The organism is Longibacter salinarum (assembly GCF_002554795.1).
GTDB lineage: Bacteria > Bacteroidota > Rhodothermia > Rhodothermales > Salinibacteraceae > Longibacter > Longibacter salinarum.
Genome location: NZ_PDEQ01000005.1, coordinates 364,158 through 383,045, shown reverse-complemented (window position 1 = coordinate 383,045; position 18,888 = coordinate 364,158). Strand labels below are relative to the sequence as shown.

Here is an 18,888-nt window from a genome sequence, read left to right as displayed (position 1 = left end):
ATATTGCTGTCCGCTGCGAGCGCAACGAAGAGTCCGCAAGTCTTAATCGATCAGGTTGCTGCAGCAGGAAGGGTTCTGCATGGAAGACTGACGGAGGGAAGACGTCCCCACGCTCCCATTCCCCCTTTCCCATCCCCCAAACCCCAAACCTCATCCCCCAAAGATCACTGTTCTTTCCGGACGTCCACCGAGCCGCCGCGGGTGCGGATGACGATCGTCGGGCCGCCGCCGTTCAGGTCGCCCGAGGCGCGGAGGAGGTCCTCGTCGCGGTCCGTTTCGATCGTGATCGGGAAGTCGCTGGTGATGTCGTCGCGGTCGAGCCGGCCGCCCCAGTCGCTGGTGACCTCAATGTCGAGGTTCACTGCGATGTCGGACGGAAGCACGAGCTCCACGTCGCCGTGCGAGGTGCGGAACGAGGAGTCGTCGCTGCCGGGGGAGAGCATCTGAATCTCGATGTCGCCGACGGACGTTTCCGCGTCCACGCTGCCGCGGACGCCGGTGAGTTCGATGTCGCCGGCTCGCGTCGTCGCCTCCACGCGGCCACCAAAGTCGCTGCCCTCGATGTCGCCGCCCGCGGTGCTTGCCGTGAGCGATCCGCCGATCGACATGAGTTCGATGTCCCCCCCGGACGTCTTCGCCTCCACATCACCGGTGACCTGCTCGACCTCGACGTCGCCGCCGGCCGTGCGAGCGTTTAGCGAGCCGCGCACGTTGATGGCGCTCAGGCCACCGCCGGCCGACTCGATGCTCGCGTCGGCACCCACGTCTTCGATGGAGATCGGTCCGCCCGAGGTTTTCGCGTCCAGTTCGCCGCCGATTGACTCGGCGCGGATCGGTCCACCGCTCGTCTTGGCGGTCGCGTTACCGGTAATATTGTCGAGGCTCACCGGGCCGCCGGATGTCTTCGCGTCGGCGTCGCCCGTGATGTCTTCGAAGGAGACCGGCCCACCAGAGGTTTTTCCGTCGACGCGACCCTCGATGTTTTCGATCGACACCGGGCCCCCTGCCGTGGACGCCGTTACGGTAAAGCGTCTCGGGACGCGGACCTCGAATCCGATCATAACGCCGGACCGGCTCCAGCCGCCAGGCGTGCGAATCGAGAGCGTGGAGCCGCTGACGTCGTATTCTACCTCCGTGTTCGCCACGGTCGACTCGGCGTCGCGACGGCTCGTGGTGCGAACCCGGATGGTTTCCTCGACCTCGACGTTCTGCCGGTCGCTCCCGACGACGACAACGGGGCCGCCCTTGGTCGAGATGTCGAGCGTACCGCCCGGGCCGACCTCGAATGTTTTGGTGCTGACATTAACGAAGCCATTGCCTTCACGCTGGAGATCCTGCGCCTGCGCGGTCGGAATGCCGATCACGAGTGCTAGGAGAACCACACAGAATATGGAGGTGCGAACGAAAGGTGTCATGGACGGATGCTGGGTAAAAATGTATGGATGGAGAGACCGAAAGCGCATCGGCATTACAGGCTTTCGCCGTCGGCCCGAATCTGTTGGAGCAATTCGTTGGCGCGGTAGCGCACGTATCCGTTGGAGTCGGACTGCGCCTGATACAGGTAGCTCGGTACGGCATTCTCACCGGCGGATGGCTGCTCCGGAGACATTGTGGCGTCGTTCGTGAGCGACTCCAGCGCCTCGATGCGAAGCGCGGGAAGCTCTGCTTCGAGCAACACGTTGACGAGCACGCCGCGGGTGGACTCGCTCATCGGTCGGGATTGATGAAGTCGCCGGAGCGCCCGGACCGCGCGAAGTCGCATGTCGGGGTTCGACTGGTCGCGAACGAGGTACGTCAGGGCGTTCACGAGTTCGGCGTCAGCGCTCGGCTGGGCGGCTTCAAGCGTTTTCACCGCGTGGAGGCGCGAGGAGGGATTGCTTTCGTCGAGCAACGCGGCGCGGAGCAGACGCTGGATTTTTGGATCTTCCGGTTTGCCACGGACAACCACGTCGTTCGTCGTGTTGTAGCGGATCTCGACGGAGCCATCCGTTACGTCGTACGTGATGTCCTCGACGCCCATGAGTCGGGGCTCCACGTTCCTCTGACTCTGGCCCGTGGCAATGGGCGTCAGCAGCGGGTCGGTGCCGGGACCGGAGGTTTCGGCGAGGCGGTCGGCGGGTGTGGGAGCCGGGGCCGTGACACGGCCGATCGCGAGTCCAGCAGCGACCAGCAGGAGAGCGAGCGCGCCCTGAAGCACCCACTGCATCCCGGTTGATGGGATCAGCGCGGGACGCGACGCCCACCATGAGCGGAGCCGATCGGTCCAGGATGCTTCCTCTGGGGCGGTCGCCGCTCGCAGAGAACCGGATCGGGCCGTTTCGCGATCGATCTGGTCATACAGGCGATCGCTGAAGGCGTCCCAGTATGCTTCTGACCGTTCCGGTCGCTCGTACTGCGCGGTCACCTGGAGCGTGGACTGCAGCGAGGCGAACTCCTCAGCACAGCGCGGGCAGTTCTCCAGGTGGGCGTCCAGGCGTTGCCGGTCCGCGGCCGATAGTTCATCGAACAGCGCCTCGGTCATCAACGGCTTGTATGTAGAGCAGGCGTCACTCATGGTAGGAAAAGATCGTCGGGTGGGGCAGGGAGCGGTCTCTACAGGTCATCGCGGTAGAAGGCGAGTTCATCGCGAAGCTTGCGGGTCGCGCGATACAGCAGGCTCTTTACGGTGCCGGGCGCGACATCCATCGCGGCAGCCGTGTCTTTGATGGTGAGACCGTTCATGTGCTTCAGGACGAACGCGGACCGCTCGCGCGGCGAAAGGGCCTCGAGGGAAGCCTCGATGTGCGACTGCATCTGCTGCCGCTGGGCCTGTTCGTCGGTATCGGGAAGGGCGCCGGAGTCGTCGACCTCGCGGTCGAAGTCTTCCTTGAGGTGCATGTGCCGCACCGCCTTCTTGCGGCGGCGGTTCAGGTGCGTGTTGACCGCAATCCGGTAGAGCCACGTGAACACTTTCGCGTCGCCGCGGAACGAATCCATCGCGCGGAAGGCCTTGATGAAGACCTCCTGCGCCAGATCCTCGGCGTCGTGGTGGTTGCCGGTCAGGTCGAGAGCCAGGTAGTAGACCCGCTTTTTGTGCGTTTCTACGAGATCCTGGAATGCAACGCTGGGCTGGGTTGCCGCCGCTGAAGTCACGGGTGAGCGTCCGATTACAGATGAGGAAAGAGGTCGGCGGGGGCGGCCCGAATCAGCGCTTCACGGGGAAGAACGTCTGCTCCGGCCCTTCACCTCACTCCGACACGGGATGTCTAGGAAGAGTTTACACTCCGGTATGTGTAATTGAAATGAAGACATTTGTGCCGGAAGCGACCGGCGGAAGGTCTGGAAGTATGAAAGTTTGGAAGTATGGATGTGGGAAAGGGGGCGTGGGGGAAGGGGTGTGAGGTGGGGGGATGGCCAGGGGCGGAAACGGATATTTCCGTAAAGGAAACCGGAAATAAAAAAAGCGACGCACGGCCGTGCGTCGCTCACGTGTGGTTTTGCGCCCACGTTTGAGGGTGATTCCCCCTTGGAAACCCTGAACCCTGAACCCTGAACTCTGAACCTTACCGCGCTGGCACCTCGAGGGGCTCGTCGTTTTCGTCGAGCGAGACCATCGCGAACTGGCCGCTGCACGCCAGCGTGCGTTCGCGGCGGTCCATCGGCTCGATAAACATTTCCACGCGGACCGTGAGCGACGTGCGCCCGGTATCCGTCACGCGGGCCACCAGCTCCACGATCGTGCCCTCCGGCACCGGGTGCTTGAAGTCGATCTCACTGGAGTGAACCGTTACGACCTTCGTCCGGCACCACCGCGTCCCGCAGATAAACGCCGCCTGATCCATCCACGCCATCGCCGTCCCCCCGAAGAGCGTGTGATAGTGGTTCGTGTCTCCGGGAAAAACGGCATGGACGAGGCGCGTCTCGGCATCCCTTTCGAGGTCAGTATCGGACACCGGTGTCGAGATCGCAGGCATGGCTTTCCGGTTTGAAGGTGTGGACGTGTCGAAGTGTGAAAGTGCGGAAGGTTGGAAGTGTGAAAGAGCGTTTGGGGACGCGATGCGATCCGGGTCTGCGAACCTTGAACGGTGAACCGTGACCCTTGAACTCGATACGTTGTCACCCTTCGCAACTCCGGCAGGCGAGGAGCTCTCGGGAGAGGCTCTGCGCGGCGTTGACGCCGTTCTGGTAGTAGAGCGACTTGACGCCGGACCGCCATGCCTCGATGTAGAGCTTGTTGATCTCCTTCACCGGCGTGTTCGACGGGTCGATCGCCAGGTTCAGGGACTGCGACTGGTCGATGTGCTTCTGCCGGCTCGCGGCCTGATTGATGATCTCCATCTGGCTGATCTCGCTGAACGTCTTGAAGACCGCCTTCTCCTCGTCGGTGAGCACATCGAGGTGCTGCACGGAGCCGTCGCGGAGTGCGATGTCGTCCCACACTGCCTCCGTGTTGCAGCCTTTCTCCTCGAGCAGATCCTGCAGGTACGGGTTCTTGTAGGTGACCTTCGCTTTCGCGCGGTCCTGCACGAAGTAATTGCTCTTGATCGGCTCGATCGATGGGCTCACCTGCCCCAGGATGAAGCTGCTGGACTTGGTGGGAGCGACGGCCATCGTGGTGGCGTTGCGCCGGCCGTAGCCTTCGAGCACCTCCGGCTCGCCGAACCGGTCGGCTAGATCCGCCGACGCGGCGTAGGAGCGCTCCTTGATGGTCTTCGCTATTTCCGCGCCCTGCATGTTCGCGTCCATCGATTCGAACGGGATGCGCTTCGACTGCAGGTACGAGTGCCAGCCCAGGATGCCGATGCCGATTGCGCGGTGCCGCTTTGCAAAGCGGACGGCTCGCTCCATGTGCTTGGTGCCGGAGGCGCCGTCGATGAACTCTTGCATCACCGCGTCGAGGAAGAAGGTCATGACCTCGACGGCATTGGTGTTCTTCCAGTCGTCGTAGTGCAGCGCGTTCATGGAGGAGAGGCAGCAGACGAAGCTTTCGTCGGCCGTCGCGGGAAGCGCGATCTCGCTGCAGAGGTTGCTGGCGCGGACGTCGTAGCCCTTGTCCTTGTATACCTGCGGCCGGCCGCGCTGGATGTTGTCGCGAAAGAGGATGTATGGGATGCCATGGTTCATCCGCGCCTCGATCACGCGCGCCCACAGCGCCCGCTTGTCGGCGTCGCCCTCGATCATCGCCTCCATCCACTCGTCGCCCACGACCACGCCGTAGTACATCGTCTGGATGGCGTCGCCGTCCGACTGAATGTTGAGCCACTCGTCGACGTCCGGGTGCTCGATGTCGATGTAGCCGGCGAAGTGGCCGCGGCGCGTTTCCCCCTGCGACACGACGTTGATGATCGTGTCGAAGAGCTGCGCGAAGGGGTAGGTGCCGTTCGTCGTGCCGTTATTCTTGATGGCTGCCCCGCGCGGACGCAGTTCGCCGAAGTAGCCGGACGTGCCGCCGCCGACTTTCGTCATCATCCCGACCTCCGCGTGCGTGTCGAGGATCGAGTCCATCGAGTCCTCGATGTGCGAGCCGAAGCAGGAGATCGGAAGGCCGCGGTTGAGCCCGAAGTTGGACCAGATCGGGGAGGCCAGCGAGTAGTAGCCGCGGCCGACGTATTCGAAGAAGGTGTCGCCGAAGCCGTCAATCCCGAGGATGGACTCGGCGTGGTCGGCGATCTGGCGGACGCGCTCTTCCGCTGTCACGCCGTCGAGCAGGTAGCCGCGACGGAGGAACGTCCGGATGTCGTCGTTCAGCCAGTGAAAAGGTGCGCGTTCGGTTGTTGCAGTGGCGGGCATAGGCGGAGTAGTAAGAAAAGAGGTTTTCGCGTCGGGCGTCGAGCCTGACAGCCGAGGAGGAGTTCGGTGGCGCGTCCGGAAAACGGGATTCGAAGGTTGCATCGAACCCCCGGATACCGCTGTCTAGAAAAGGTCGTCGCCGCTGACGCTCTGGGTCATCTTCGAGTAACTGGTGCCGCGCTTGGAGAAGAAGTCGTTGCCCTTCGTGAGCAGGATTTCCTCGTAGAACCAGCGCGTCTCGGCGAGGCGGTCGGCATCCACGTCGAAGAGCGGCTCGATGTCCACGTTGTCGAGCGCCTGGTTGAACTTGTCGCGGAGGAACGTGTCGATGACCGGGCGCGGCAGGAAGTCGAGCGTTCCTTCGGCAAAGATCCAGTCGAGGATCTTCATTTCTGCCTTGTAGGCTTTCTCGCAGGCGGCCTGCACGTCGTCCTCGAAGCCCGGACCGAACCATTCTGGACGCTCCTCGCGCATCAGGTCGATCAGTTCGATGCCGAAGAGGCCGTGGATCTGCTCTTCCTTCGATGTCGCCTCGACAGCGTTCGCGACGCCCTTGAACCGCTTCTCGTGCTTGTCGAACGAGAGCATGATGAGAAACTGGCTGAAGAGGCTGACGTGCTCGACGAAGATCGAGAAGAGGAGGATGGAGAATGCCAGCTCGCGGTCGCGTCCGTCTTTCGCCCGCTGGAGCGCGTCGTCGAGGTAGTCGATCCGGTCGCGGATGGCTGGGATCTCGTCGATCTCGCGGAAGGCATCGTTTAGCCCGAGGCGTTCCAGCAGGTGCGAGTACGCGTCCATGTGCCGGACCTCCGACTCCGCGAAGGTCATTCCCACGGCGCCGATCTCGGGAATCGGGAGGCGCTGGTAGAGATCGGCCCAGAACGTTTTGACCGATACCTCGATCTGCGCGATGGCGAGCATCGTCTTCTTGATGACGCTCCGCTCGACGTCCGTACAGTTGACGCGGAAGTCCTGTACGTCGCCCTCGAAGTTGAACTCGTCGTGGACCCAGTACGACCGGCGGATCGCCGTCTTGAAATCGAGCAGATGCGGGTAGTCGTGCGGCTTCAGATGGACGCGCGGCGTGAAGAGGCTGCGCGAAGATGGTTCTTTGGCCGGAGAGGAGGCGACGGCGGACGAGGGGGCGGGCATAAGCGGGCTCTGTGTAAGACGATAACCTTGAGCGTCAACGCGCCAAAGGCCACAGAGCGGAAGAGACGAAGGTCGGCACGCCGAGAGGGTCGCGCGACGTGTCATGCAAACACAGTCGAGCCGGGCATACCAACGCACTTCTTCTCCACACTCAGAGACCACGGGCCCTATGACGCGTAGGGGTCCCGACCGGCACGCAGAAACAAGCTCGGCCGGGTGTGATCGTCTTCTCAGCGGGCATTCGGACTCTCACCGTTGCGCGACAGTGCCGGAATTTCACCGGGCTTCCCCCGAACGTTGGCCGGTATGGCCGTCGTTGCTGCACCGCGAACGTGCAGCCGGAGAAGACGTGGGATCATATCAAATGTAGCTTGCAGGGTAGGGGCTGCCCATAGAAGAATCAAGCCAGATCATGTGCCTTTTTCGCCTACTCCGTAACGAGCCTGTTGGAGCATGTCACGCCGTGGGGGGAAGCTTCACGTCTGGACGTGGTGTGGTGGACCGTCGGCGTTTCCGTTGCATTTTCGACTGCGAGCTCTGGAAGGCTCGCCAGACGCCCCACAACCAGGTGCCGATGCTGCTCACGGTGAGTAGGACGAAGCCGCCCACGACCCACCAGACGCCGGGTGCCGCCTCGGGCCAGGCCGCGGCGGTCGTCATTTGGTCGTCTGGAACGGGCGACGGAGCCTCGAACTGTTTTTGAACGGGCGGTGCGTCCCACGTCGCAAGGCTGAGCGTCATCGCTGTCCCGGGTGCGGTGGTCACCTCTCCGCGATGGTATTGCTGGTACGCATTAAGGGAGATGGTGTCACCGTCGGCCGTGGTGAGGGTGACAGCCTTCGGGTTCGGCATGTCCTTGCCCTCGAATCGAAGGGCCATCGTCGACCCGTCCTGTAAATCGCACGGCTTCGTGCATAGCAGATCCGCCCGAAGGTCTCCATTGGCTATAGACGTGACGGGGACGTGGCCGGTGTTCTGCGGAGCGTAGTACTGGATGCCGTCGATGGTCGAGGACACCACGACGCCACAGTAGACCAGCGTCAGTGCGACAGAAACCACCGCACCCCGCAGCCAGGGGAAGGGGCGGAGCGAAAGTCCATCCTCACGGTCCGCCTTCGCCGTGCGGTGCGAGGGCTCCGACCGTACGACCCAGACGTACGCGCCGGTCAGGATCGAGAAGGACAGCATGAGACCGAAGACGAACCAGAGCGCCTTGGTCCAAAAGCTCCCGAAGTAGCCGAAGTGAAGTGGATCCGCCGCGTCGGTGATGAACGGCACGACGCCCAGCTCGCTACTGCGTTGTACGCCCAACACCGCGCCGGTGTATGGATTGACGTGGACCTCATTGGCGCGGTCGCGGGTGATCGGGTTGCCCATTTGTCCGGTCACAGAGGCGGCATCCGTTGGACCGAGCGGAAGGCGCACGCCGCGTACGTCGAGTCCGGGGAGGGCGGCTCGCGCACGGTCAGCGAGCACGCCGGCAGAGAGCATCGTCGCCCGACCGCCATAGTCGGGGAGCGTCTCAGCCGGGACGTTCGGCAGCGGCTCCGCGTGGAGCGCCTGGTAGTTTCCGGTGCCCGTAAAGACGACCTCCGTGAAGTAGAATATGCCGGTAGCGGCGATCAAGATCGTAAATAGCAATCCCCAGATGCCCGCGACCTTGTGGAGGTCGGAGCCGAACAGGCGCCGGCCCTTGTCGCGGCGAACGGTAAAGAGCTGCTTCAGCCATCCTTTGTAGTAGAGCAATCCGCTGAGGGCGGAAAAGAGAAGTGGGATTGCCATCAACGTGACGAGGACGATCCCACGGTCGCCGTCGAAGAAGCGGCGGTGGAAGCTCCGAAAGAAGCGCTGCGTGTTGAAGAAACTCGTGTGTCCCTGCAGTTCGCCGGTTTTCGGGTGAAAGTACGCCTTTCGCGTCTGACCGTCCGGCAGTGCGACGTACGCCCGCGCGGCGAAACCCGGCTCGAGTGGGGCGTACATCCCGAGGTTGACGCCATCCGGAAATGTCTCATCGATCGACGCCTCGATCTCGTCCCAGGCAATGGGCTCATCGGTCGCCTCGGCGCGCAGGTCGTCGTTCAGCAGCCAGTCGATCTCGTTTGAGAAGACCGCTACCGTCCCTGACAGGCAAATCACAAACAGCAGTAGGCCGAGGTTGATGCCGATCCAGCCGTGAAGCCGAAACAGCGTTTTTCTCCAGTTCGAAAACATGGGGGGCTATCGTCGTCTGCAAATTAGAAGAGGACGACGCATCAGCGCCGTCCTCCGTAACGTGAGCATGAGTCGATGGCTAGAACGTGTAGCCGATGCTCAAGAGCGCGGTCCGCGGGGCGCCTGGATAGATCCGGCCGTAGTTATAGCCGCCGGTCCAGTACGTCTCGTCCGTCGCGTTCTTCACGGTCGCCTTGATTTTGAAGCTATTGACGGTGTAGAAAACCGTTGCATCCCAGATGGTATAGCCGGGCAGCTGCAGTGTCTCCTCGAACGTGTTGCGCTCGGTGACGAATTGCATGCCGCCGCCGAATCCGAGGCCGGTCAGGGCGCCGGACTGCACCGTGTAGGTGCCCCAGAAGCCGCCCGCGTGCTCCGGGGCGTTTTCTTTGATCCGGCCGACTTCGCTCGGATCGGCCGACTCCGTGATTTCGGCGCGGTTGTAGGCGTAGTTGGCGGTCAGGCGGAGTCCCGGCACCGGTTCGCCCGCGACTTCGAGTTCCACGCCGCGGGCACGCTCCTCGCCTCGCTGCTCCAGCCGCTGCGGATTGGCGGAGTCATTGGCATTTACCAGGACGTTTTGCTTGGTGATCTGGTAGACTGCGGCGGTGGCAAGCAGCCGGCCGTTCAGCAGACGCGCCTTCGTGCCGCCTTCCACGACGTTGCTCTGCTGCGGGTCGAAGGGGCCGCCGAGCTGCGGGTTCAGCACCGACTCGGCCGTCTGCGGCTCGAAGCCCTCGGCGTAGGTGCCGTACACGTTGATGCCGTCGGTGACTTCCACGACGCCACCGATCCGCGGGAGCCAGGTGGACTGCGACGCGGTGTTATCTACGTTGGGGAATGCGCCACGCAGACCCTCGAGTTGCTCGTCGGGGAGGATGTCGCGGTACCACTCGTGGCGGAGCGAGAGCAGCAGGCGGACGGGGCCGTAGGAAAGCTGATCCTGGATGTAGGCGCCATAGGTGCGCGAGCGGATCGGGTCGGACGTACGGGCCTGCGAGAACCAGTTGGCTTCGTAGGTCGACGAATTACGGCCCTCGATCGTGTAGACCGGATCTTCGAGGTCGAAGTTGCCGACATTTCCACCCGGCGTCTGCGTTCCGTCCTCAAGAATGAATTGATCGGCGCCGCGTGCGCCCCACTGCGTTCGGTTATCGTCTTGCTGGAAGAAGTCCACACCACCCAGTGCTTCGTGGGTCACCGGACCGGTGGTAAACTCGGCGGTAAGGTAGTTCGTCACGTTGTCGACCGTGCGTTCCTGGTCCCGCTTAATGAACGCGAGCTGGAGGACGGTCGGGTCATTAGGGAGGAAAACATTGCTGGTGCGGTGCTCCTCCAGGTCCTGGTCGTAGCGGAACTTCATGTACGAGCTGTTGAGCTCAAGCCAGTCCGTGAACTCGTGGCTGAGCGAGGCCGTGACGTGGAAGTTCGTGTTGTGCATGTAGTCGCCCGGCTGACTCAGCGCAAAGCTGATAGGCGTCGACGTCAGGTCGTCGCTCTGGTCGAAGATCGGCTGGCCGCGGTCGAGGCGGGAGTCGAGATCCGAGTAGACGAGATCGACGTTCACGCGCGTTCGCTCGTTCGGGATGAACGACACCGACGGCGCGATGAGGTACGACTCGTTGAACTGAAGTGTGCGGAAGGATTTTGCGTTCTCGTAGCCCAGGTTGAGGCGGTAGAGAACCGTGCCGTCGTCGTTGAGCGGGCCGGTGAAGTCGGCCGTGGAGCGGTAGGTGTCGTAGCTCCCGAGCGTGAAGTTGAGCGACTGCCGGGACGTGCGAAGCGGCTTTTTCGTCACGAGGTTGATCGTGCCGCCCGGGTTCGTGTTGGCGAAGAGGGCCGATGCAGGGCCTTTGATGATCTCCACCCGCTCGATGTGGGGCAGGATCGGGCTGGTCCAAAACGAGAAGCCGCCCTTCAGACCGTTGATAAGGCGGGCATCGGAGGAACTGCCGCCGGAGGTGCGGAAGCCGCGGGCGGTGTAATCGTTGTATCCGGAAAACGTGTTGACGCCGCTCACATTTCGGAGCGCCTCATCGAGCCGGTAGACTTGCTGATCGTCGAGGACCTCTTTTGTAATGACTGAGATGGACTGCGGCACGTTTTCGAGCGGGGTCGCAGACTTGGTCGCCACGAAGCTGTAGTCGGCCTCATAGCCGCGGGCGCGTCGTCCGATCACCTCGACGCCCTGCAATTCGACGTCGTCCTGCGTGAAGCGGAAGTCGGCCGTCGTCGTTTCGCCTTCTTCGACGGTAACTTCGCGCTGCGCCGTTTCATATCCGATGAACGATGCCTGGATCACGTACGTGCCTGCCGGGACCTCCTCAATCGCGTAGGTGCCGTCGACGCCGGTGGCTGCGCCGAGGGTTGTGCCGCGAAGCCCGACGTTTGCGCCTTCGACCGTTTCGCCGGTGGTGGCTTCAGCAACGGTTCCCACAATCCGACCGGTCGCCGTCTCCTGCGCGGCGGCGGGGACGGTCAATAAACACAGGAGGAGCCAGATGAAGAGGCGGACGGGAAGAGCTTGATGCACGCGTTGCAGTAGCGCCGAGGGGCGACGCGAAGCGGGTGCTTGTCGTTCGGAGGCCGAACGCGCAGGTGGATCGTCGAGGAGAGTCATCAATCAGAGGTTCTCGCTGAGGGCTTTATGTTTATCTATACCAAGTCTAAATTAGGATAGTGACACTTGCAAGATCCTGCCGCTCAAAGCTTTTTTGATGGCGGATCTCCAGGAAAACGGAATTCACTCTTCCCGTGAAGGCACTTGACGCGCCTCCGTGTTGTCCTTATTTAGAATATGTCTACACTTATCTCATCGTAATCGCCCGCCCGATCGTGAACCACGTCCTTTCTACAGAACGTCATCTGATAATACTTGCTTTGATCGGGATGCTCGTGCTCCCGGCCTGTTCAGCGGACACCGACGAGTCGGGTACCGTGCGCGAGGCGTCGGCGCAGTCGCAACAGGCGCACGAAGAGACCGGCCACGACGCGGCGGCAGAAGATGAAGAGCACGGCGAAGAGGAGGCGGAGCTCGCCATCTATATGAGCCGTGTGCAGCGGTGGACGCACAAGACGGCTCTGGCTGTGGACGCGGAAAACGGTGAGCTGTCCGAGTTCTACCTCCACGAGCTGGAGGAGACGCTCGAGACGATTCAGATGGAGGCGCCGGTCTACGAGGGCTACGAGGTCGGCAAGCTGACGAATGAAATTCTTGTGCCGGAGGTGGAAGCCCTGGATTCCTACGTCGACGAGGGCGACTGGAGCGGCGCGCGCGAACAGTTGACGACGCTGTCGAATGCCTGCAACCAGTGCCACGCGGCGACCGATCACGGCTTCATTCGCATTCAGCTTGAGGACCTCGACCGCCCGTTCGCTCAGAGCTTTGCTCCAGAGGTGCAGTGACTTTCTGAGTTGGGGCGTGTAGGCGGTGGGACGTTTGACCCGAATTCTGTGGGCGATCTGCAGATCGCGAAACCATATAGAAAGATGTCAATATATCATCACAGCGCTCACGACCGAATCCTCTGGCCGATCGAGAATGACCTGTTGCAGTAGTGAAGACGTTTCGGATGATCGCCTGCGGGATGCGGATGTTGAGCACTCCGTCGACCGGTTCAAGGCCCTCGCAAATCCAGTGCGGCTACGGATGGTCGAGATGATTTACAGCGGCGGCGGCGAAATTTGCGTCTGTGAGTTCACCGAGCACTTCGATCTCAGCCAGCCGACGATCTCGCATCACCTCAAAGTGCTGCGCGATGCAGGTCTGATCCGCAGTCGCCGAGACGGCCAGTTTGTCTACCACCGTGTGGTGCCCAACGCTTTTACCGGACTGTCTGACCTCATGGATCGCTTTTCCACCGTGCGTGACGCTGTTTCTGCGTAGAACACCTATCGGAAAGCCGCTCCGTTTTTTTGTTTGATCGGGTATATCGAAGACTTTCGATATACGTTGTGATTCGCCAGCCGTCGAACCTCTTCGCTCCCAACGAACTGCGATGTCATCCACTGAACCTTCCCGCTCGGTCGTCTTCGTTTGCACGCATAACTCCGCCCGCTCGCAGATGGCGGAGGGCTACTTGCGTCACGTCGCCGGCGACCGGTACGACGTCTACAGTGCCGGGACGGAGCGCACGCACGTCCGGCCGTTCGCGATCGCCGTCATGAACGAGATCGGTATCGACCTTTCGGGTCATCACTCGAAGACGCTGGATGACCTGGTGGACGTCGACAAGGATATCGTCGTCACCGTATGCGATCACGCAAAAGAGACGTGCCCCGTCGTTCACGCAGAGCAGGTGATGCACAAGAGTTTCCCCGATCCGTCGGCCGCGACCGGGAGCGACGAAGAGCGCCTCAACGCCTTCCGCTCCGTCCGCGACGACCTGATCTCTTGGATCGATCAGACCTTCGTATCAGCTCCGGATGCTTAGTTCATCGCGCGCCGTTGATTTAACCGAGCGGTGCATGGTGGCGCTATCTACGAAAATCCCAGATTGGTCCGGGCCAAATCCAACCCACAACCCACAATCCACAACGAACCAGCAGTCTCATGACAACCCCAGACGACGTAAAAGCCAGTGTTCGCGAGAAGTACGCCGCCATCGCCCGCAGCAAGGAGCAAGGCGACGGTTCGTCCTGTTGCTGTTCCGGCGATGACGAGCTAGAAGTCACCATGATCGGCGACGACTACGACGATGTCGAGGGCTACGTGGCGGAGGCCGACATGCAACTCGGATGCGGCGTGCCGACGGACCTTGCTAACATCCAGCCGGGGGACGCCGTGCTCGATCTGGGCTCCGGCGCCGGCCTGGATGCCTTCACGGCGCGTCACATTGCAGGACCGGATGGCCGGGTCGTCGGCGTGGATATGACGCCCGAGATGATCAAGAAAGCGCGGGCCAACGCCGCGTCCCTCGGGTTCGACAACGTAGAGTTCTTTGAGGGCGACATCGAAGACCTGCCACTTGAGGACGAGCAGTTCGACGTTGTGATTAGCAACTGCGTCCTGAACCTCGTGCCCGATAAGCCGACGGCCTTTGCAGAAATGTACCGCGTGATTGCACCCGGCGGACACTTCTGCGTCTCCGACATCGTAGTCCGAGGACAGCTCCCCGACGCGGTCCGCCGCTCCGCAGAGATGTACGCCGGATGCGTCGGCGGTGCGATCGAGGAAGACGACTATCTGGAGCTACTCGAAGAAGCCGGGTTCGAGAATGTCGAGGTGCTGCGGCGCAAAACGATTGACGTGCCCGACGAAGCCTTGCTGAAACGCGCTTCCAAGGAGGAGGTCGCCACCTTCCGCGACGGCGGCGCCATCGAAAGCATCACCGTCCGGGGACAGCGGTGAGGTGTGGAAGTATGGAAGTGTGGAAGTGTGGAAGTATGGAAGTGTGAAAGTATGGAAGTGTGAAGGTGATAAACCTGCAGACAAGGGTGTAGGAAACCACATCCCCCGTAGCGGCGCATCGCAATGCGCCAATTCCCCCCACGGCGGTCGGGAGCAGACTCCATCCCCCCAAACGTAATTCCTCCGTCCAAACGGGCGCCGGTACATGATCATTTAAGCACTTGTGCGCATCTTGCAGGCGCCCGACTCTCTCACGGATCCCAGCAGATCATGTCTTCTCGCATTTCCACGACGCTTGTTCTTATTGTCGCTATCCTCGTAGGAGTGCCCTCGTCCGCGCTTGCTCAGAACGGGGATGGCGGCGGCGATCGTCTGACCGGCGCCTCGTTCGCCCGGAGCCCCGTCGTTGCTCCAAACGGCATCGCGGCGACGAGCCAGCCGTTGGCCTCTCAGGTGGCCGTGGACGTGATGAAGCAGGGCGGCAACGCCGTGGACGCGGCGATTGCTGCCAACGCCGTGCTCGGACTGGTCGAGCCAACCGGCAATGGCATCGGCGGCGACCTGTACGCTATCGTCTACGATCCGGAAACGGACGAGGTGTACGGACTGAACGCCAGCGGCCGCTCCCCGCAGAACCTTTCGTACGATGAGCTGAAGGATGAGCTAGGCGACCGTGACGAGATTCCGCTTGTCGGAACGCTACCGGTAAGTGTCCCGGGTACGGTTAGCGGCTGGGACAAGCTGCACGAGCGGTTCGGCGAGCGCTCCATGGCGGACAACCTGGCGCCGGCGATTCAGTACGCCCGGGATGGCTTCCCGCTCTCCCAGGTCATCGCCTATTACTGGGCGAGCAACATCCGAGCGTTTGAGTACTACGAGGAGCAGGGCACGCTGATGGACGACAACTGGCGAGACACCTACCTGATCGAAGGGGAGGACGGCGAGATGCGCGCCCCGAAGGAAGGCGAGATGTTTCGCAATCCGGACCTTGCCAGCACGCTTGAGATGATCGCGGAGAACGGAGCCGACGCCTTCTACGAGGGCGAGATTGCTCAAACGATCGACGCGTATATGGAGCGCATCGGTGGGCACCTCACCGCGCAGGATCTCGCGGACCACACGGCCGACTGGGTGGAGCCGGAGAGCGTCACGTACCGCGGCGTCGAGGTGTTCGAGCTTCCGCCGAACGGGCAGGGCATCGCGGCGCTTCAGATGCTGCAAATTCTGGAGGCATATGACCTTGAGGACATGGGTCACAACAGCACCGACTACCTGCACGTCCAGACCGAGGCCAAAAAGCTCGTGTTCGAGGATCGCGCCCGGTTCTACGCGGACCCGGACTTCGCCGACATCCCCATCGACGAACTGCTTTCGGAAGAGTACGCCGCCGAGCGCCGATCGATGATTAAGATGGATGGCGTGCTGAGTGAACCGGGTCACGGCGAGCCGCGCGCCGTCGTGAGCGAGCGGCTGGAGGAAGGCGACACGATCTACATGACGGTCGCCGACAAAAACGGCATGATGGTGTCGCTCATTCAGAGCAATTACGCGGGCATGGGAAGCGGTCTGGTGCCGGATGGGCTCGGCTTCATGCTGCAGGACCGAGGGGCCCTGTTCACGATGGAAAAAGGCCATCCGAACGTCTACGAGCCCGGCAAGCGGCCTTTCCACACGATCATTCCGGCTTTTGCCAAAAAGGACGGCAAACCGTGGCTTAGTTTCGGCGTGATGGGCGGAGCGATGCAGCCGCAGGGCCACGTGCAGGTGATCTGCAACATGGTCGACTTCGGCATGAACGTACAGGAAGCCGGCGATGCAGCCCGGTACCGCCACCGCGGCAGCACGTCACCCACGGGTGAGGTCATGGAAGGGCGCGGCACGCTACATCTGGAGAGCGGCGTGTCGCAGAACGTCGTGAACGCGCTTCGGGGCCGCGGTCATGCTGTCGAGATCGACGCCGGAGGCTACGGCGGCTACCAGGCCATCATGTGGGACCCGGAGGAGGGCGTGTACTGGGGTGGCACCGAGATGCGGAAAGACGGCACTGTCGCGGGGTATTGACCCTCGCAGATGAATGCAGGATCGTAGAGAAATGGGCGGCTGTCAGGATGATACTGACGCCGCCCATTTCTTGTCTGAAGGTGATGTTGAACGAAACCGATCACTTCAGTGCATCGCTCCCGACGAGTTCGAACTCCGTGGTGCGAGACGCGGATACGCCCGTCACGGTGTCGGTGGCACGGACAGTCACCCGTACATCTTGATTCTTCTCTTGCCTCAATTGCGTGAGGTCCAGGTAGATGTATTCCTCCGTTCGGCGCGCCGATGTCGTGTATTCCGCCTCTGTACTCGTCTTCCGAACGTCGTCTCCGAACAGCCGTGTCCAGCCGCCCTGCGTTTCGGCCTCGACCTCGTACGAGATGGTGTAGCGCGTCTGGTCGTCCTCGTCGTAGGCGAGATGGTAGAGTTCGAAGTACAGGAGGAGCGGTGTATCTGGCCCGATCGTGGAGAAGGGAAAAGCGATCGCGTCTGCCGGCGTCCCCGACGGCGAGACCATGGCACGAAGATCACTCATCGCCAGGCGGTCGGGTGTGGCGCGGATGGGGCGCAGGGAGTCGGCTCGGATCGTCGTCTGGCGCAGTCGCTTGCCGAGCCGGGTCGAGCCGGACGTGGTGGAGCGGACCTCGAATTGAGACCACTCGAGGCCAAGGTGAACCAACCACGAGCGGCTGTCGAACGAAATCGGGCTCGAGGCAAAGATCGTATTTCCGTTCAGAGACTCAATGTCCACAAAGTGGCGCCGGTCGACGCGGTCGGTAGATTCGTGCTCTGCGTCGTACTGCACGGCGCTGAACATAAGCATGGACGGCCGCACGGCCGGTTGAGCTCCGCGAAGGTGACTCGTTTGGACGCCCCAGTAGACTTCCACTCGGGTCGAACCGTCGGAGTTGAGGAAGCGTGGCGTGCGGACGGACACAGGTAATGCAGCCGATGCAGCGAGCAGATCCGTTGCGTGACGCGGCATATCCTTCGAGCGTTGATAGCGCGTCGCATGGTCCTGCTGTCGGATCGTTGTCGCCATCGTCCGAACGAAGCCGACGGGCGAGTCGATGCCGAAGTTAGAGGAGGACGAAACCGTTCGTGTTTGCCCTAAGCCCGTCCCGACTGTTTCCGACTCGGATTGCGTGTAAATCTTCTGATTCGTTTCCTGCTCGGCCGACAGCTTGTCGCGTACCTCGGCGGCCGATGCGCGCGACTCTTGATAGGTGGCGTACCGGGAGATTTCCGAGTACACCGGAGAGAAGTCAGGATGGAAGAGCGCGAGCTCTGAAAAGATGTACCGGAGTGCCATGAGCGCCGAATACGAAATATTTTGCGCACGATCCGTTCGGCCCCGGTTCTGGTAGAGTCGGGATGGCAGAAGGTCTAAGGCGCCGGAGCTCTCGTAGCACTGCCGGTTGTTTTCCGTAAAGATGTAGTAGCCCACGTCGGCAAGTGAGTCGTAGCGCCACAACTCGTTGTCCGGGAATTCCCGAGGAGCAACCGCGACGCCGAAGCGGAAAACCTCTTCACGAAACTCCGAGTCCTCGTAGTCGATGACCTTCGTCCGACGTGGCTCGCCGAACCGAATGTAGGTGATGCCGCGGTCGTCCAGACCACTTGCACGGTGTGGGCAGCGGTACGCCTGACGCGCATGTATGCTGCGGGCCACGTGCTCTTCCATCCGTTCGTTCGTCTCTGTAGACGGAATCGGATCGAGCCGGCTCCACCACGCTCGCGCAAATGCCCCGGCGCTATCGGCGAAGGTCCATGTCTCTGGCGATGCATCTCGCGGTTGCTCGATGAGCTGATTCAGGCTTTCGTCTGACAACAGCGGCTCCATTTCCGCCGCATACCGTCGGTAGATGTCGCGCTCACCTTCGCTACCCGCGTCGTCCACCGAGTAGATGATCGACTCATACGTCTTTAGCGCCAGTGGACGCTCTGCACGGAGGAGGGCGGGGGTAAGCGATGACAGAAATGCGTCCGCAAGACGGATGTCGAGCCAATCCGCTGCATGCATCGCTTCAACCCCAGACCGCCAGACTTGACGGGCTTTTTCGTGGCGACCTTGCTCGGTCAGTGCTTTGCCGAGCCAGTAGGCCGCCGCCCCGTGCTCGTTGTTGCAGCACGCTGGGTCCCGGCTCAAAATGTCCGTAAGGACGGGGACAGCCTCCGTCGAGCGGCCCTCAGAAATGGCATCAACGGCAGTAGCGAGCTGGATCTCGGCAGAGGCCGTTGGTGACTGCTGTGCCCATGCTGACTCTTTCGTCAGCAGCAGGGCCGTCAAGAGAAGGAAGCAGAGACCGGCGTGGCGCGCGGGAGAGGCAGAGGCCATGGCGAAGGAGCATTCGGCCCGGGAAATG

General features: G+C 61.9%; 14 protein-coding genes and 1 riboswitch. Of the genes, 5 read left to right on the top strand and 9 right to left on the bottom strand.

Translation table 11 applies throughout. The features are described 5' to 3' along the window. Positions 1-164: 164 nt before the first annotated feature. The 8 genes from CRI94_RS11640 to CRI94_RS11605 form a co-directional block, all read right to left on the bottom strand. Positions 165-1,382 carry a DUF4097 family beta strand repeat-containing protein gene (locus CRI94_RS11640; protein ID WP_143815382.1) on the bottom strand — a complete coding sequence of 406 codons (1,218 nt, stop codon included), beginning with the start codon at positions 1,380-1,382 and terminating at the stop codon, positions 165-167. Positions 1,383-1,468: 86 nt separating this feature from the next. Beyond that, positions 1,469-2,554, bottom strand: coding sequence for an anti-sigma factor family protein (locus CRI94_RS11635; RefSeq protein ID WP_098075884.1), 1,086 nt, complete (start codon positions 2,552-2,554; stop codon positions 1,469-1,471). Positions 2,555-2,592: 38 nt separating this feature from the next. Then, on the bottom strand, positions 2,593-3,132 hold the full coding sequence (locus CRI94_RS11630; RefSeq protein ID WP_245846169.1) for an RNA polymerase sigma factor: 540 nt from the start codon (positions 3,130-3,132) through the stop codon (positions 2,593-2,595). A 410-nt stretch (positions 3,133-3,542) separates the two neighbouring features. Continuing rightward, positions 3,543-3,953 carry an acyl-CoA thioesterase gene (locus tag CRI94_RS11625; protein ID WP_098075880.1) on the bottom strand — a complete coding sequence of 137 codons (411 nt, stop codon included), beginning with the start codon at positions 3,951-3,953 and terminating at the stop codon, positions 3,543-3,545. A 142-nt stretch (positions 3,954-4,095) separates the two neighbouring features. Then, the gene (locus CRI94_RS11620; protein ID WP_098075878.1) at positions 4,096-5,769 is read right to left on the bottom strand and encodes a ribonucleoside-diphosphate reductase subunit alpha; all 1,674 of its coding nucleotides are present in this window, start codon (positions 5,767-5,769) and stop codon (positions 4,096-4,098) included. A 123-nt stretch (positions 5,770-5,892) separates the two neighbouring features. Further along, positions 5,893-6,921, bottom strand: coding sequence for a ribonucleotide-diphosphate reductase subunit beta (locus CRI94_RS11615; RefSeq protein WP_098075876.1), 1,029 nt, complete (start codon positions 6,919-6,921; stop codon positions 5,893-5,895). Positions 6,922-7,149: 228 nt separating this feature from the next. Beyond that, positions 7,150-7,228, bottom strand: a riboswitch (adenosylcobalamin-variant (AdoCbl-variant) riboswitch). Between the two features lie 149 nt (positions 7,229-7,377). Continuing rightward, positions 7,378-9,132, bottom strand: coding sequence for a PepSY-associated TM helix domain-containing protein (locus CRI94_RS11610; protein ID WP_098075874.1), 1,755 nt, complete (start codon positions 9,130-9,132; stop codon positions 7,378-7,380). 79 nt (positions 9,133-9,211) lie between these two features. Beyond that, positions 9,212-11,752: a TonB-dependent receptor gene (locus CRI94_RS11605; RefSeq protein WP_098075872.1), complete on the bottom strand. Its 2,541-nt coding sequence runs from the start codon at positions 11,750-11,752 to the stop codon at positions 9,212-9,214. A 269-nt stretch (positions 11,753-12,021) separates the two neighbouring features. Between CRI94_RS11605 and CRI94_RS11600 the strand changes: the two genes are divergently transcribed. The 5 genes from CRI94_RS11600 (at position 12,022) to ggt (ending at position 16,543) form a co-directional block, all read left to right on the top strand. Further along, positions 12,022-12,537, top strand: a complete 516-nt coding sequence (locus tag CRI94_RS11600) for a hypothetical protein (protein ID WP_098075871.1) — start codon at positions 12,022-12,024, stop codon at positions 12,535-12,537. A gap of 136 nt (positions 12,538-12,673) precedes the next feature. Beyond that, positions 12,674-13,018 (top strand): ArsR/SmtB family transcription factor, encoded by a 345-nt coding sequence (locus tag CRI94_RS11595; protein WP_098075869.1) that lies wholly within the window; start codon positions 12,674-12,676, stop codon positions 13,016-13,018. Positions 13,019-13,130: 112 nt separating this feature from the next. Next, positions 13,131-13,565 (top strand): arsenate reductase ArsC, encoded by a 435-nt coding sequence (locus tag CRI94_RS11590; RefSeq protein ID WP_098075867.1) that lies wholly within the window; start codon positions 13,131-13,133, stop codon positions 13,563-13,565. Positions 13,566-13,684: 119 nt separating this feature from the next. Next, positions 13,685-14,482 carry an arsenite methyltransferase gene (arsM, locus tag CRI94_RS11585; RefSeq protein ID WP_098075866.1) on the top strand — a complete coding sequence of 266 codons (798 nt, stop codon included), beginning with the start codon at positions 13,685-13,687 and terminating at the stop codon, positions 14,480-14,482. A 270-nt stretch (positions 14,483-14,752) separates the two neighbouring features. Next, entirely contained in the window at positions 14,753-16,543 is a 1,791-nt protein-coding gene (gene ggt, locus CRI94_RS11580) for a gamma-glutamyltransferase (protein WP_098075865.1), read from the top strand. A gap of 100 nt (positions 16,544-16,643) precedes the next feature. On the opposite strand, the gene CRI94_RS11575 is transcribed toward ggt, so the two are convergent. After that, positions 16,644-18,860 carry a GWxTD domain-containing protein gene (locus tag CRI94_RS11575; protein WP_098075864.1) on the bottom strand — a complete coding sequence of 739 codons (2,217 nt, stop codon included), beginning with the start codon at positions 18,858-18,860 and terminating at the stop codon, positions 16,644-16,646. Positions 18,861-18,888: the final 28 nt, after the last annotated feature.

Bases quoted from the DNA above. Each gene is read 5' to 3' on its own strand.
- CRI94_RS11635 (WP_098075884.1), bottom strand. From the start codon at position 2,554: ATGAGTGACGCCTGCTCTACATACAAGCCGTTGATGACCGAGGCGCTG.
- CRI94_RS11625 (WP_098075880.1), bottom strand. From the start codon at position 3,953: ATGCCTGCGATCTCGACACCGGTGTCCGATACTGACCTCGAAAGGGAT.
- CRI94_RS11620 (WP_098075878.1), bottom strand. From the start codon at position 5,769: ATGCCCGCCACTGCAACAACCGAACGCGCACCTTTTCACTGGCTGAAC.
- CRI94_RS11615 (WP_098075876.1), bottom strand. From the start codon at position 6,921: ATGCCCGCCCCCTCGTCCGCCGTCGCCTCCTCTCCGGCCAAAGAACCA.
- CRI94_RS11610 (WP_098075874.1), bottom strand. From the start codon at position 9,132: ATGTTTTCGAACTGGAGAAAAACGCTGTTTCGGCTTCACGGCTGGATC.
- CRI94_RS11605 (WP_098075872.1), bottom strand. From the start codon at position 11,752: ATGACTCTCCTCGACGATCCACCTGCGCGTTCGGCCTCCGAACGACAA.
- CRI94_RS11600 (WP_098075871.1), top strand. From the start codon at position 12,022: ATGCTCGTGCTCCCGGCCTGTTCAGCGGACACCGACGAGTCGGGTACC.
- CRI94_RS11595 (WP_098075869.1), top strand. From the start codon at position 12,674: ATGACCTGTTGCAGTAGTGAAGACGTTTCGGATGATCGCCTGCGGGAT.
- CRI94_RS11590 (WP_098075867.1), top strand. From the start codon at position 13,131: ATGTCATCCACTGAACCTTCCCGCTCGGTCGTCTTCGTTTGCACGCAT.
- arsM (WP_098075866.1), top strand. From the start codon at position 13,685: ATGACAACCCCAGACGACGTAAAAGCCAGTGTTCGCGAGAAGTACGCC.
- ggt (WP_098075865.1), top strand. From the start codon at position 14,753: ATGTCTTCTCGCATTTCCACGACGCTTGTTCTTATTGTCGCTATCCTC.
- CRI94_RS11575 (WP_098075864.1), bottom strand. From the start codon at position 18,860: ATGGCCTCTGCCTCTCCCGCGCGCCACGCCGGTCTCTGCTTCCTTCTC.